Source organism: Thiocapsa bogorovii (genome assembly GCF_021228795.1).
Classification (GTDB): domain Bacteria; phylum Pseudomonadota; class Gammaproteobacteria; order Chromatiales; family Chromatiaceae; genus Thiocapsa; species Thiocapsa bogorovii.
This window is the reverse complement of the sequence record NZ_CP089309.1, coordinates 239,379-254,106: the sequence shown is the minus strand read 5'-3', so window position 1 is coordinate 254,106 and position 14,728 is coordinate 239,379. Positions and strand designations below refer to the sequence as shown.

Genomic DNA, 14,728 nt, shown 5'->3' with positions numbered 1-14,728 from the left:
CGCACGACAGTGCGGAGGAGGTGACGAATGGTTCATCGCGTGCTGATCCTCGGCTGCAGGACCATGCGTGACGGGGTGGTCGTTTCGGCGATTTTCTTCGTCGCGGCCCTATTGCTCTTTATGGCCGTGCGCTTCGTGCTGCCCGACCTGGCCTACCTGCAGCAGATCGTCTTGTTCTTCGCCCTCGTTCTCATCATCCTCGCGCCGGTCGTGCTCGTCTCGACCTTTCTCCTGTCGGTGATCCCGGGCGCGCGCGAGAAGCTCGAGAAGTGTGAGCATTAAACCGCGCCCAGCGCAGTATGCGATGTTTTTGGATGGGATGGGTGCCGGAAGACTTGACGCGCGTTGGAGTCGGCGCGGTTTAAAATATTAAAAACTATATTATTTTGAACCGCGTTTGCGCTAGGGGTCGTTGATGTACAAAACGCCGATCTTACTCGAAAATCAGCATCTCCGGCTGGACGCGGTTTAGAACAAGCGACGACCGGGTCGGGGCGACTCCACAGGCCATGTGCAGTCGGGATGCTGACGCCCGGAAATCGCCTCAACCGGCCGCGGCATCGATCACGATCGGCGCCATCAGCGGCTCGCCGTCCAGCCAGGGCCGTCCATCCGCTCCCAATCGCAGGCGCCCTTGCGCGAACCAGCCGACGGCCCGTGGATAGATGATGTGCTCCAGCGCGAGCACCCGTTGCGCCAATGTCGCGGCATCCTCGCCCGGATGGATTGCGAGTCGAGCCTGAATGACGACAGGTCCGCCGTCGAGCTCGGGTGTGACGAAGTGGACACTGGCGCCATGCTCGCGCTCCTCGGCGTCCAATGCGCGCTGATGGGTGTGGAGCCCCCTGAACTTGGGTAGGAGCGAGGGGTGGATGTTGAGCATCCGCCCGGCATAGTGCACGACGAAAGCGGGTGTGAGAATCCGCATGAAGCCGGCCAAGACGACCAAGCCGGGCGCGTACCGCTCGATCAGGGCACGCAGTTCGGCCTCGTAGGGCTCGCGCCCCGCGAAGTCACGATGGTCCAACACCTCGGCCGGGATACCGGCGCGCCGGGCCCGTTCCAGGCCGAGGGCGTCGGGGCGGTTGCTGATGACGGCGACGATCTCGAAGCGCTGGCCGTGTGCCGCGTCGTCCATCAATGCCTGCAGGTTGCTGCCGCTGCCCGAGATCAGGGCGACGACACGCAGACGTCCGCCATCAGGCATGCGCGGCCTCGCCGACGTACCGGACGGACGATGGTCCTTGGCCCGTCTCGACCTGCCCGATCACCCGCGCATCCTCGCCGGAGGCGCGCAGCCGTTCGAGCGCCTGGTTGAGATCGCCCGCCTCGACGACAACGACCATCCCGATCCCGCAGTTGAAGGTCCGCAGCATCTCGGCATCGCTGATGCCGCCCTTGGTCTGGAGCCAATCGAAGACCGGCGGGCGGGTCCAGCTGGCGAGATCCAGGACGGCACGGGTATCGTCCGGCAGGACCCGCGGCAGGTTCTCGGTCAATCCGCCGCCCGTGATGTGTGCCAGAGCGTGAACCCTGATAGCCCGCGTCAAAGGCAGCACCGAGCGCACATAGATCCGAGTCGGTGCCAGCAGCCGCTCGCCGAGACTGAAACCGGCCAGGTCCGCGCCGAGATCGGCGCCGCTGACCTCGATGACCTTGCGGATCAGCGAGTAACCGTTGGAGTGCGGACCGGAGGAGGCGAGCCCGATCAAAACGTCGCCCGCTCGGACCCGGTCCGGGACGATGAGGTCGGCCTTTTCCGCGATCCCGACACAGAAGCCGGCGAGGTCGTAGTCGCCTGCGCTATAGATACCGGGCATCTCCGCCGTCTCCCCTCCGGTCAAGGCGCATCCGGCGAGCTCGCAACCGCGGGCGATGCCCGAGATGACGGACGCGGCGACCTCCACATCCAGCTTACCGGTGGCGTAATAGTCCAGAAAGAACAGGGGTTCGGCGCCGCTGACCAGGATATCGTTCGCGCACATGGCGACCAGGTCGATGCCGATACTGTCGTGCCGACCCAGGTCGATGGCGAGCTTGAGCTTGGTACCCACGCCGTCCGTGCCGGAGACCAGGACGGGTTGCCGATAATCGGCGAGCGGGAGCTCGAAGAGCGCCCCGAATCCGCCCAGCCCGGTAATGACACCGGGTCGAGCCGTGGCGGCTGCGAGCGGCTTGATACGCTCGACCAGCCGTGCGCCGGCGTCGATGTCGACTCCTGCGTCGCGATAACTGAGGGATGGCGATGAGGGCGGGGCGGAATCCTGCGTCACGCTTTGGCTCCAAGGGACGGGTTGACCGACTATTCTATACCGAGCGCGCGTGGGTTTTTCGGAAAGCAGGTGAGTCTCGTCGCTCGGCCGGAGGTTGGAACAGGAGGGCATCAGCCTGCTCTCTCCCCGGCAGGCTCTCGGGGCGGCACTGCAGCCCGCATCGATCGAGGATGGAAATCTCCGAACAATCCGCGGATCAAAGACAGGATCTCGCGCGTTCGGCTTGGACAGGCGCCACAGACCCGGCTAGCATCAACCGGACAGGTATCAAGGTTTGGTGCCGCCCGGCGATCGGAGTGTGTACGTGCAGCTCAGGGATCTTCCGAACATCATCAGCGTCCTGCGACTCATCGCGGTCGGGCCGGTCATCTACCTGCTTCTTCGCCAAGAGTATGGATGGGCCCTCGTCCTGTTCGCGGCGGCGGGCGTGTCCGACGGCCTGGACGGGTTTTTGGCAAAACGATTCGACTGGCGCACGCGCTTGGGCGGGATCCTGGATCCGCTCGCCGACAAGGCATTGCTGGTCGGTTGCTTTCTGGTCCTGGGTTGGCAGGGGCTGGTTCCGGTCTGGCTGGTGGGCTCCGTCATCCTGAGGGATCTCGTGATCGTCACCGGGGCCGTCGTCTACAACTACGGTGTCGAGGCGGTCGAGGCTGCGCCACTGCCGATCAGCAAGCTCAACACCGTGCTCCAGATCGTGCTGGTGGTGATGGTCATCATGGCGGCAGGACCCTTCAGGCTGCCCGAAGGGCTGATCGAGGCGATGATCTGGGCCTGTTTTATGACCGTCGTCGTCAGCGGCGCACAGTATGTTTGGATCTGGGGGCGGAAGGCGCAGCTGCGCGGTTGGCGGGGGCATTGATCTTTCGGCGTCGGCGCATGCCGTGGCTCGCATCGCGCGGACTGTCGCGACACCGTTCGACAGAGCCCGTCGCGGCCTGACGGGAGACCGGATGTCGGGTTAGGCTGTGCGGAACCGACCTCCGCGAAGTTGTCGCCGGGGGCGGGCTTAGGGCAGGCCCAAGGAGGCTTGGTTGGCACCATCATTGCGGGTCGCACGGGTCGACATCAGCGGTTATCGACTGCCGACCGCGGAGCTTGCCGGGCTCGACGACTTGCATCGCGAGCTTCAGACACTCATCCGCCGACATCTGCCTGACATCGCCGCCTCGGTCTTCGCCTTGCCCGTCCCCTGCGCCGACGGCAAGACGGTCGACTGGTATAGCGATCTTCCGGGCCAGCCGACGCGTTTGACCGACCTGCCGGCCGCACGCCGCGCCGAGATGAAGGCCAAGCTCGGAGAGCGACTCGATGCCTTGCGCCGTCTCGCCGATGCGCTGCCGACGCGGGTGAGAGGATCCGAGTCCATCGCCGCCGTCCTGCGCGCCGCGACTCGGTATCCGGACGACTCGCATGTTTATGTGATCGGTGACGAGCCCGTGCTCACGCTTTGGGGGTTCGTGCTCGTCGAGGAGCGCAAGCACGGGCGTTCCCGCGGACCTGCTCTCGCATCGGCCTCCGGGCCCGAGCCGCCCGTCCGGCGTCGTGTCGGATGGGGTTGGTCCGTTACGGTTGCGCTGATCCTCGGCGCGGGGCTCGCGGGCGGCGGCTGGCTCTGGCTTGACCGACGTGAGACGGACTCGCTCGCGGCCGAGTTGCAAGCCGCGCTCGACGCGGCATGCGACGGGCCGGACCGGCTCGGGGCGCTTGCGCTGCGGCTCGACCGACTCGATCCCGAGCGCGAAGGGTACGCGGAGCTGCGCGAACGGATCGCCGCCGAGCAGGCCCGTTGCGCTGCGGCCGAGTCGCTCGATCGCGAGTTGATCGCCGCCGATTGGGATTGCGTGCGACTCGCCGAGATTCGACGAGGATTGGGTGGATCGGGCGGCGAGCCGTCGGCGTCCGAACGGGATTTCGGCCGCGAGCCCTTCGCCGGCATCGTCGCACGGCTTGACGAGCGTGTCGGTGTCTGCGAGACGTCCACCCGTGCTGCGGCGGAGCTGGAGCTGCGACTCGGCAACTGCGCCGCGCTCGCCGAGCTGGGCGGTGGACTCGGTCTGCCCGCGTCGGAGCCGGCGTCTGAGTTGGCGGCCGAGGCCCCGCCGGACGAGACGCCTTGGCGACCGGTCCGCGAGCGTCTGGCCCATGAGCTGACACGCTGCGCCGAGGCCGATCGGCTCGTCGCCGCGTTGGATGCGGCACTCGAGGCGGACGACGGCGGTTGTGCGGCTATCCTGAAGCTGGATCGGGAGTCGGCGGGTCTCGAGGTCGGCCGTGCACCGCTCGCGGCGGCGCGGGAGCGGTTCGACACCGAGCTTGCTCGCTGCGCCCGCGCCCAAAGCTATCGGCAGAAGCTGGTGGATGCGCAAATGGACTGCTCAGCCTTGCGCACGCTCGACCGGGAACTGGACGCCGAGGACGCCGAGCGGGAGCCGCTGCGCGCGATCCGTGGTCGGCTCGACGAGGCACTCGGGCGCTGCGATACCCTGGAAAAACTGGAAGAGGCCGTCGGCGAGGGACTCAAGCAACCATGATTGGACCTTTACTGCGCACCGGAACACTCACCGACTATCACCCGGTCGGCGCTGTCGGCCACCCGGTTTATCTCGCCGCGGCCCAACTGCGTGCCGCCTTGGCCCGACGGCTCGGCCCGGATCTCGCCGACAGCTTTGCCATCCCGCAGCGCAACGAGGACGGCGACACCCTGGATTGGTACGCCCCGCGTCCCGGCCTGGTTGTCCCTTGGAGTGCGGCGAGCCCCGAGGAGCGGCTCTCGGCCCAAAGTCAGCTCCTGGAGAATCGCACCCGCATCGACGAGCTTGCCGGCACCATGCAGGCCGATCCGGACCCCGAGCGTCAGGTCTTTGCCCGGCTGCTCGCTCACGTCTTCAACTTCCCCGACGAGGACCATGTCTATCTGGTCGACGGTCGCCCGGTCGTGACGTTTTGGGGTTTTGTCCGCGATCGCGAGGCGGTGGGCTCGGACCCCTTGGTGAATCTGGCGCGGTTCGTTGCCCCGCCGACGGAGTGGTCGCTCGACCTGACCGACGAGCCGCCTCGAGATGCGACTCCGGCCCCTCGCCGCGGTCTGCCCTGGTGGATCTGGTTTCCGCTCCTGCTGCTCGCATTGGTGCTGCTGTTTCTCTTCCTGTTGCGCGGCTGCGTGTCCGAGTCCTCGATGCCGATCGCCGATTGGGCCCCCGAATGGGTCCCGGAATGGATGACCGAGGAGCTCGCACCGATCTCTTCGGAGGCGCCGACCGAGGAGCCGCTCTCGGTCGATCCGACACTTGTTGAAGACTCGGTCGTTCGCGATGTGACAATCGATTCCGGACAGCTGCGGGATCGGGCCCTGATCGAGCGCGAGCTTCGGAGCAATCGAACCGACGACATCAGCTCCGTCTCGGCGACGGACCGGGACGTCTCAGTGGACGAAACGGTCCTCTCGGGGAGCGATTCGACGAGCCTCCTGGACGAGACCGATCGTCTGTCTCAAGGGTCCGCCGTCCCGGACGAGACGAGCGGAGCGGATGCGAGGGAGGGGCCCGAGGAACCTTCTTCGGTCCTCGACGAGACGCTCGATTCGGATGCGTCCGAGGCCACGCCGATCGAGGGCGAGGTTGCGGGGACGGGTGCCGGTCTGCCATCGGCCGAGCCGCCTCCGAGCGACCTGTCCCCGACCGATCCCGACGTGGATACCGGGATCGTCGATCCTCCGGCGGATCCCGCACCCGCAGATCCGACCACGGCCGATGGCGACGAGGCACCAGTGGAGGGACAGACGGCCGAAGACGGAACTGCGGAGACGCCCCTGGGGCCGCAGACCTCCGACGCCGTCTTGCCCGAGACGGCCGCTGAACCGCCGACGGGCGAGGGCGATCCGATCCCGGCGGCGCCCGGTCTACCCGGCTCGACCGAAGACTCACCCGGGTCGGTTTTGGGTACGCCGCCGGCCAAGGGAGACATCGCCGGACCCGGCACCGCACCGCCCGCCGCGGCATCGGGCGCGACGGCACAGGCGCTGGGCGGTCTGACCAGCGGCTGGCGTACCGCGACCTCCTTGCAGGACCCCAAGACCGGCCTTCCGATCCAGATGGAATACCGCACACAAGGCGGTCAAGGTCAATTGCGCCTTAAACGACATGACGGCAGTATCTGCCAGAGCGGTGCCGCAGCATCGGTCAAAGGCGAGCGGCTGGTGATCGACAGCAGCGGGGATATTCGCTGCGCCGACGGCACCAACTTCGGGCGGCCGAGCGTAGAGTGCGCGCCGGGCAAGGACGGCAAGCCCAATTGTGTCGGCCGCTATCCCGGCGGCGGCACCTTTTCTCTCGACGTGCAGAGCGCGGCGGGCGAGTGAACGGCTGGAATGCCCCTGCGCAGGGTTTTGGTAGCGTCGTCGGTCGGATTAGGCGCGCCGGCACGGCGCCGCATGTGGTCACGAACGCCGAAGCATGCCGTCATCCGACACCGGCGTTGGCGGTCTGCTGCGAGGTCGTCGGTCGGATTTCGCTGCGCTCATCCGACCTACGGACTGTTTTTGGCCCGACTACACCGCGCCGGCTCCAACGGTCGTCAAGTCCGCCGAGGCCGACCCTATCCAAGAACATCGCATACCGCGCCGGGCGCGGTTTAGGTTAAAGCCCATGCTCGCGAGACTGGTGAACTTCGAAACCAAGGTGACGCTGATCGCCGACAGCGGCGTTCAGTTCCTCGACTTCGGCTTGACCCTCGCGTTGCGTAAGGCCCTGCCGGGCGAGTTCGTGGTGCAGGAGAGCAACCGCTCGCTCGCGCGCCTGCTCTATGACGAGCGCACCAATCAGCTCTACTGGCCCGACCGTCCGGGCATCCCGCTGAAGTCCCAACTGAGTGTTCCGGTCGACGATTCGGCGCGCCTGCTCGACGGCATCTGGCTGCCGGTGCCCGTGCTGCGCCTGCACCCGCCGCGGCGGTTCGCAACGGGGCCGGAGACCTGGGCGCGGCTGCGGCTCTTGGCCCTGTCCGCGGAAGAGGCCGCCGCGACCGATCACACCCACCGGCTCACCCTCGCCATCGACACCAATCTGCTGGCCGATGCCGAGGATCTGCGCTATTTGGCCCCGACCGAGGCGGATGTCGGGGCGGGCGCGGCCTTCGCCTTCGCGCACCGCGCGCACGAGATCGGCTGGTTCCCGGAGCTGCCGTGGGTGGCGGGCTGGATCCAGGAGGTCTTCGACGAGCGCGCCGGTCCGCGCCTGCGTCTGCCGCCCGAGGACGTGGAGGCGGAGCGCGAGCGTTTCGCGCACCATGCCCATTATCTCAACCTGCTCGCCGTGATCGGCGAGGCCGGCTGTATCCCCGAGATCAAGCTGCTCGGCAACAAGGCGACCGACGTGCAGCCTGCCGTGCCGGTCGACATGGTGCTGGACGTCGGCAACTCGCGCACCTGCGGCATCCTCATCGAGCAGCACGCCAAAGAGGGCGATGTGCTCGGGCGCCGTTACGAGTTGGAGCTGCGAGACCTGTCCCAGCCGCAGCACCGCTACAACGAGCCCTTCGAGAGCCGCGTCGAGCTGGCCCAGGCAACCTTCGGCAAGGAGCACTGGGCGCACAAGAGCGGACGCGCCGGGGCCTTCCTCTGGCCGACCATCGCCCGCGTCGGACCGGAGGCGGCGCGTATGGCCGGACGTCGGCGCGGGACCGAAGGGGCCACCGGGATCTCCAGTCCGAAGCGCTATCTCTGGGACGAGGACCGCTTCGACACCGGCTGGCGCTTTAACAGCGCCTTCGTCCGCACCGAGATCGAGCCGATGGCCACGGCCGCGCCCTTCTGCAATCTCATCAACGAGGTCGGCACAGCGCTCTACACCTTGCCCGAGGCCGACCGCATGCCGGTCTTCATGCCGCACTACTCGCGCAGTGCCATGATGATGTTCATGTTGGCCGAGGTTCTGACACAGGCACTGTGCCAGATCAACAGCCCGGCGCAGCGTTTGCGCATGCCCACCGCCGATCTACCGCGGCATCTGCGCACGCTGATCCTGACCATCCCGCCCTCGATGCCCAAACAGGAGCGAGATCTCTTCGCCGAGCGGATGCACCAGGCCGTCGGTCTGGTCTGGAAGGCGTTCGGCTGGCACCCCGAGGACGCGCCGATCGAGGGACCCGGCGCCGAGCTGGCCTGGCCCCCCTTCCCGACCATCGAGGTGCGCTGGGACGAGGCGACCTGCAGTCAGGCGGTCTATCTCTACAGCGAGATCCAGAACACCTTCGCCGGGCGTGCAGAGGAGCTCTTCGCGATCGCCGGGCGGGTCCGCGACGCCGAGACCGGAGGCAGGATCGGGGGCGAGGGGGCGCGCTTGCGGATCGCGACCATCGACATCGGCGGCGGGACGACGGATCTCGTGATCAACGACTATCTGCTCGAAGGCGGTCGCACCGGTGCCAATCGCACCATCGTGCCCGAGCAGCGTTTTCGGGATGGCTTCAAGGTCGCCGGGGACGATATCCTGCTTGAGGTCATCGGCGCGACCCTGGTGCCGGCTCTCAAGGAGGCGGTGATCGGCGCCGGAGTCGAAGAGCCCGACGCTCTGCTCTCGCGCCTGATCGGCGCGGATCCCGTCGATGTCCAGGAGGGGATGCTCCGCCAGCAGCTGGCGCTGCAGGTGCTGTACCCGGCTGGGCTCGCGGTGCTGAAGGCCTACGAGCGCTTTGACCCCGTGCACGGAAGCGAGCCGCAGACCCTCGCGCTCGCCGATCTGGTCGCCGAGATCAGCCTCGAGCGCCCGACCGACGCTGTCTTGGATTGGTTCGCCGACGGCCTGCGCGACGCGACCGGCGGGACGGTCATCGGTTTCTCGCTGCTTGACTGCCCGGTTCGGCTCGATCTCGACCGCACCCATCAGTTGTTCATGGAGGAACGGCTCGAGGTCACGCGCGCCGTGCGTTCCCTATGCGAGATCGCGCACCTCTACGACTGCGACCTGCTTCTGCTCACCGGGCGACCGTCCCGTCTGCCGGGTTTCCAGGCGCTCGTGCGCGCACTCCTGCCGTTGCCGCCGGATCGGATCATCGCGATGCACGACTATCGCACCGGCGCCTGGTATCCCTTCAATCGACGCGGCCGCATCGCGGATCCCAAGACCACGGCCGCGGTCGGCGCCATGCTCTGTCTGCTCGGGCAGGGGCGGCTGCCCAACTTCTCGTTCCGAGCCAACGCCTTTCGCCCTTACTCGACGATCCGCTATCTCGGCATGATCGACCGCAACCGGATGATCAAGGCCGGCGATATCTATTACAGCGACGTCGACCTCGACGACCCCGAGTACCAGTTGCCCGAGACCACCATCCCCATGACCGGGGTGATGCACATCGGTTATCGTCAACTCGCCGCCGAGCGCTGGGGTGCGCAGCCGCTCTATCTGCTCGACTTCGCCGACGACGAGGTCCGCCGTCTGCTCTACACCCAAGGCGGCGTGCTCCAGGTGCGCCTGGAGCGGATGCGCGGCGTGAATGCCGAGCGGTTCCGCGTCGCGGCCGTGGAGCTGGAAGGCGGGCGTGCCTTCGGTCGCGGTGTCGTGGCCCTCAAACTCAACACCTTGGCCAGTATCGGGTTCGATCAGGACAGCTATTGGCTCGACAGCGGGTCGATTTTCACGTGAGCGCGGTCGCGGATCAGCGCACGGGGCAGGCATGAGAATTTATGCCGATACATCGATATTCGGTGTCTCATTGTGAGTTGGAATTTCAAGCACATCGTGCATTTTGACAAGATCCCGAAGTACAACGCCGTGAATACGCTCAACGGCCAGGGCCAGATCGGCATCTATTCCCCTCCCGAGATCCTGAGCTATGACCAAGAAGACGACGAATGAGCTTGATTGCATCGAAATGAAGCGGCGTGGTGCCGATCATGTGGCCCGCTTGACTGCCCGCATGTCGACACAGGAGCAACTCGAATTTTGGCGCAAACGGACCGAACTCATGCGGCTTCGACAGGAGCAACAGCACAACCAGTCGGCAATCGGATGATTCAATGAGCTTCAGAAGGGACAGCGCGGAGCATCGCTGATGACGGGTGACACTCGAGATACACGCGCGGCCGAGCTGATTCGCCGCAGCCGCGCCCTGTACGAAGGCAGCGGCGAAGCGATCGAGTGGGTGGCCGAGGTACGCCGTCATTCCCAGCGGCTCGACCGCGAGTCCGACAGCCTGACCGACAAGCTGCGCCGGACCCGAAATCTTGCCACGCGCCTCGGACGCGCTGCCGGGCGCTCGGTCAGCGTCGGCTTTTTCGGGCTCTCACAGGCCGGCAAGTCCTATCTGATCTCGGCCCTCGCGGCCGGGGAGAGCGGGGAGCTGGAGACACAGGTCGAGGGCCGACGGCTCAACTTCATCCAGCACGTGAACCCGCCCGGACACGGCAAGGAGGCGACCGGTTTGGTGACCCGCTTCACCCGCCGCCCGAGCACCGCACCGCCGGGCTATCCGCTGGAGCTGTCGCTCTTCTCCGAGGTCGATCTGGCCAAGGTGCTCGGCAACGCCTTCTTTAATGACTTCGACCGGGAGCAGGTCGAGGTCGACCTCTCGCCGGGTCATCTGCGTCGACACCTCGCCGCCCTGCAGGCACGCCGGACCGCCGCACCCACCGGCGGGGTGAGCGAGGACGACGTCGTCGACCTGCTCGAGTATTTCGAGAAGCGCTTCCCCAAGACCACCGAGCAGCTCAAGGCCGACTATTGGCCGACCGCGATCGCGCTGGCGCCGTACCTGGAGCCGGCGGAGCGCGCCGCGCTCTTCTCCATCCTCTGGGGCGAGGTGCGCGAGCTGACCGAGACCTATTTGGCCCTGCGCGGGGGGCTCGCCGACGCAGGTCACGCCGACGCCGCCTATGTCCCGCTCGCCGCGCTGGTGCGCACCGATGCGAGCGGGGAGCTGAGCCAGGGCGACAGCATCATGAACGTCGATATCCTCGAGCGGCTCGGGCGCGACGACGCCGACCGCATCGAGATCGTCCCGCGTCGCGGCGAGACGCTGCTGCCGGCAGTCGCGCTGCCGCGCTCTCTGCTCGCGGCCCTGACCACGGAGCTGCGCTTCGTGCTCGCCGAGACCCCGCGCACCGGGCTACTGGAGCAGGTCGACCTGCTCGACTTCCCCGGCTATCGTGGACGTCTCGCGGTCGCGAACCTGGCCGAGGTGCGCAAGCAACTCCAGGACGACCAGGTCGATCCGGTCGCCCAACTGGTGCTGCGCGGCAAGGTCGCCTTCCTCTTCGAGCGCTACACCGACGATCAGGAGATGAACCTCCTGGTGCTGTGCGCCCCCTCGCACAAGCAGAGCGACGTCAAGGACCTGGGGCCGGTTCTGGAGACCTGGGTTCATGCCACGCAGGGCGCCGATCCCGCCACGCGTGCGCGCCGCGATCCGGGCCTGATCTGGGCCTTTACCATGTTCGACTTTCGCCTCAACCCGGTCCCGAGCGAGACCGAGGATCTGATGCGCAAGGGCTGGGAAGGCATGATGAAGCTCGCCCTCCTGGAGCGCTTCGGTGCCTACGACTGGCTGCGCGAATGGTCGCCGGGCAAGCCCTTCGACAATCTCTTCCTGGTGCGCAAGCCACGGATGGCAACCGCCGTGATCGAGACCGACGCGAGCGGCGAGCAGGGCATCCTGCCTGGCCAGCGGGCGCGGCTCGACCTCTTGCGGCGCACCTTCTGCGAGGATCCGACGGTCCAGAAGCATCTCGCGGACCCCCAAGCCGCCTGGGACGCCATGCTCAGCTTCAACGACGGCGGCATCTCCCGCCTCGCCGCCTATCTCGGCCGGGTCGCCGCGCCCGAGGGTAAGCTCGCCCGGATCGCCGAGCAGCTCGACGCGGGGATCGAGGAGCTCGTACGGCACCGCTTCGGACCCTACTTCCGCGCGGAGGGCGCGGCCGAGGTCGACAATAAACGCCGTCTCGCCGATCGGGTGATCGGGGCGCTGCGTCAGCGGCCGAATCGCTTCGCCGCCCTGCTCGGTGCACTGCAGCCGCCCAAGGAGGGATTGCGCGCACTCTATCTGCGTGCCGACGCCGCGGCGGCCGGACAGCCTGCGTCGACGACCGCGACCGCTGCGCCGGATGCGGCCCGCCCCCCGGCGCCGAGCGGCGACGGCGGCCTGATCGATCTGGATGCCCTGCTGGGCGGGTCCTCGTCCGGCTATCCCTCGGGCACGGGCCCTGCGGTCAACAAGGACGGCGCCGATGGAGCGGCCCCCTCGGCGACCAACGAGAACGCGGCACGCTTCGTCCGCGCCGTCCTCAGCTACTGGGTCGGACATCTCAAGTCACTCCCCGAGGACCTGCACTGGCTGCGCCACATGGGCCTGGACAAGGGTGCGCTCGAAGACCTGATCGGCGAGCTGATCACCGGAGCCGACCGCTCCGGCCTCGATCAAGCTCTGGTCGCTCTGATCGACAGCGCCGAGTCGCAGACCGCGGCGATGCGCTCTCAACTCGCCGAGCGCCAGGTCTACGTGACCGCGTCACGCATCAATCGATTCGTCGACTACCTCGGCAGCGACGACCTGCCGCCCGACGACCGCCCGCGCTCCCTCGTCGGCCAGCAGCGCCCGGTTTTTGCGCCTCCGCCGCCGATTCCACCCCGCGGCATGCCCGTGCTGCCCGAGACACCGGTCAACTTCCCGGCGCTCTACATCGTCGATTGGTTCGAGGCGTTCCGAGCGCTCGCGATCACCAACGCCGGACACGCCGCCGGGCGCGACATCTCTCCGGAGCAGAATGCCCGACTGGGGCAGATCCTCGCCCTGGTGGCCGGGGGCGGCACCGAGTCGACTTGAGGCGATTTTCGCAAAACCGCACCCCCCGGTGGGTCGGGTTACAGCCCGACAAAGACGCCGCAGGATGGCGGTACCGCCGAGTCGGCCTCAAGTCCGACCCTCACTGGGTCAGGGACAAGCTTTCACGGACATGACTGTGACCGCGCGATCGCGGAAACCCATTCAAACCCCAAAGGACGACAGGTAGACCCCGATGGCCCTGAAGATCGATCTCCACCCGGTTGGTCCGGGCTCCGCTCGGCTGTTGATCGCAGGCGAACGGCCGAGCCCGGAGACGGTCTCGCTCGCCCTGCAGCGCAACGACGGGCGTTACCTTGGACTGGATCGCCAATGGCAGGTCACGCCGCACTGGCACCCCATCTTCACGGCCGAGCCGCTTTCCGAGGGCCTCAGGCTCACATTGGGCCCTGACCTGGTGGACAGCATCGTCGGCGTCGGCGGCGCGCCCTTGCGCGTGGTCGCCAGGCTCGACGGCGTCGAGGACGCCGGAACCCTGCGGATCCGCGGTGAGCTGATCGGCTCCGGCGCCGCCGCACCGCGTTCCGCATCGAGGGACCCGTTGGAGGAGGCCATCAGCGTCCGCAGACCCGCAGCCGAGTCCACGCAGGATGCCGATTCCGACTCCGACGCCGACGACTTCTCGCTCGACCTAGAGGGTCATGCGGATCCCCGACCAACCCCGCGCCCCGCCGTACGCTGGCCTTGGTTCGCACTCGCCGCCGTCCTGCTCTTGGCCGGCGTCGGTTTCGGCGCCTGGCGGCTCGGTTGGTTCGGCGAGAAGCCGCCGTCGGATCCGGATTCACCCCCAGTCGTCGAATCCACCACGGACCGACCGCCCGTTCAAGGGGACGAGCCGGAATCCGTGCAGTCGGGCGAAACGACACCACAACCGGAATCCGATCCCGCCCTCACCGGCATTGCCCTGGCGAGCCGTTTCCTCGCCGACGGACCGACGCCTGCAGCCATCTTCGAACGCGCCGAGCAGCTCGAGCAAAGCGGCGATTGCCCAGCCGCTTATGCCCTCTACAGCGAGGCCGCCAACGCCGATCCCACCTTCGCGGCCCGCCTCGCGCGTCGCTACGACCCGCTCACCCATCGCCCCGGAACCTGCATCGCCGCCCCTGATATTCCCTACGCGATCGTCTATTACAGCGACGCCGCCGAGGCAGGGGACATCGAGGTCCAGCGCCGCCTCGGCCAACTCATGGCCGAGCACGAGCCCTCCGGGCCGACGCACGAGGCGGGGCTTGTTTGGCTGCGCAAGGCGGCGGCTGCCGGTGACGAAGAGGCACGCCGATGGCTTGAAACCCGAGGTAACGGCTGATTGCCGCTATGTTCACGAAGCCGTCGATAGGTTTGAATGTGCCACTGCGATTCCGACGTCGATGCCTATGTGTGCGCATTCCACGCCATTCGGTTTCCCGGAGATCACCGACGAGACGATCGTCGACCCGTCGGCCGTGCTGGTCACCTCATGGCCCCATGAGATCCCCGGCGTTGGGCAACTCCATCCGCGCGGCGTGATCGGTCGGGTAACCCCTTTGGAGCGGCGCGGAACAGCCGGGTCCGGGCAGGACCGGGAATCGGCGGATGACTGCCGCTGCCGGTCAGGGTCTCGGGAGGCCGCCCCGGCCGCT

General features: G+C 67.2%; 11 protein-coding genes. 9 read left to right on the top strand and 2 right to left on the bottom strand.

All coding sequences use genetic code 11. The annotated features are described in order from the left end of the window. Nucleotides 1-27: 27 nt before the first annotated feature. Nucleotides 28-282, top strand: coding sequence for a hypothetical protein (locus LT988_RS01145; protein ID WP_232408448.1), 255 nt, complete (start codon nucleotides 28-30; stop codon nucleotides 280-282). A 262-nt stretch (nucleotides 283-544) separates the two neighbouring features. Here the strand turns inward: LT988_RS01145 and purN are convergent, their stop codons facing one another. Continuing rightward, the gene (gene purN / locus LT988_RS01140; protein WP_232408447.1) at nucleotides 545-1,207 is read right to left on the bottom strand and encodes a phosphoribosylglycinamide formyltransferase; all 663 of its coding nucleotides are present in this window, start codon (nucleotides 1,205-1,207) and stop codon (nucleotides 545-547) included. After that, a complete protein-coding gene (gene purM / locus LT988_RS01135; protein ID WP_232408446.1) occupies nucleotides 1,200-2,273 on the bottom strand; it encodes a phosphoribosylformylglycinamidine cyclo-ligase in 1,074 nt (357 codons plus the stop codon). Before purM ends, purN begins: the two co-directional genes overlap by 8 nt. Nucleotides 2,274-2,577: 304 nt before the next feature. On the opposite strand from purM, the gene LT988_RS01130 reads away from it, so the two are divergent. The 8 genes from LT988_RS01130 to LT988_RS01095 all read left to right on the top strand — a co-directional run bounded on the left by LT988_RS01130 (nucleotide 2,578) and on the right by LT988_RS01095 (nucleotide 14,415). After that, nucleotides 2,578-3,135: a CDP-alcohol phosphatidyltransferase family protein gene (locus tag LT988_RS01130; protein ID WP_232408445.1), complete on the top strand. Its 558-nt coding sequence runs from the start codon at nucleotides 2,578-2,580 to the stop codon at nucleotides 3,133-3,135. A gap of 172 nt (nucleotides 3,136-3,307) precedes the next feature. Then, nucleotides 3,308-4,807 (top strand): hypothetical protein, encoded by a 1,500-nt coding sequence (locus LT988_RS01125; RefSeq protein WP_232408444.1) that lies wholly within the window; start codon nucleotides 3,308-3,310, stop codon nucleotides 4,805-4,807. Then, nucleotides 4,804-6,633 (top strand): SrfA family protein, encoded by a 1,830-nt coding sequence (locus LT988_RS01120; RefSeq protein WP_232408443.1) that lies wholly within the window; start codon nucleotides 4,804-4,806, stop codon nucleotides 6,631-6,633. Before LT988_RS01125 ends, LT988_RS01120 begins: the two co-directional genes overlap by 4 nt. Before the next feature lie 286 nt (nucleotides 6,634-6,919). After that, nucleotides 6,920-9,913 (top strand): virulence factor SrfB, encoded by a 2,994-nt coding sequence (locus LT988_RS01115; RefSeq protein WP_232408442.1) that lies wholly within the window; start codon nucleotides 6,920-6,922, stop codon nucleotides 9,911-9,913. Between the two features lie 72 nt (nucleotides 9,914-9,985). After that, nucleotides 9,986-10,126, top strand: coding sequence for a hypothetical protein (locus tag LT988_RS01110; RefSeq protein ID WP_232408441.1), 141 nt, complete (start codon nucleotides 9,986-9,988; stop codon nucleotides 10,124-10,126). After that, nucleotides 10,104-10,283: a hypothetical protein gene (locus LT988_RS01105; protein ID WP_232408440.1), complete on the top strand. Its 180-nt coding sequence runs from the start codon at nucleotides 10,104-10,106 to the stop codon at nucleotides 10,281-10,283. The genes LT988_RS01110 and LT988_RS01105 overlap by 23 nt, the downstream gene beginning before the upstream one ends. Nucleotides 10,284-10,322: 39 nt before the next feature. Further along, nucleotides 10,323-13,091 carry a putative virulence factor gene (locus tag LT988_RS01100; protein ID WP_232408439.1) on the top strand — a complete coding sequence of 923 codons (2,769 nt, stop codon included), beginning with the start codon at nucleotides 10,323-10,325 and terminating at the stop codon, nucleotides 13,089-13,091. Nucleotides 13,092-13,284: 193 nt separating this feature from the next. Further along, a complete protein-coding gene (locus tag LT988_RS01095; RefSeq protein ID WP_232408438.1) occupies nucleotides 13,285-14,415 on the top strand; it encodes an SEL1-like repeat protein in 1,131 nt (376 codons plus the stop codon). Nucleotides 14,416-14,728 lie beyond the last annotated feature (313 nt).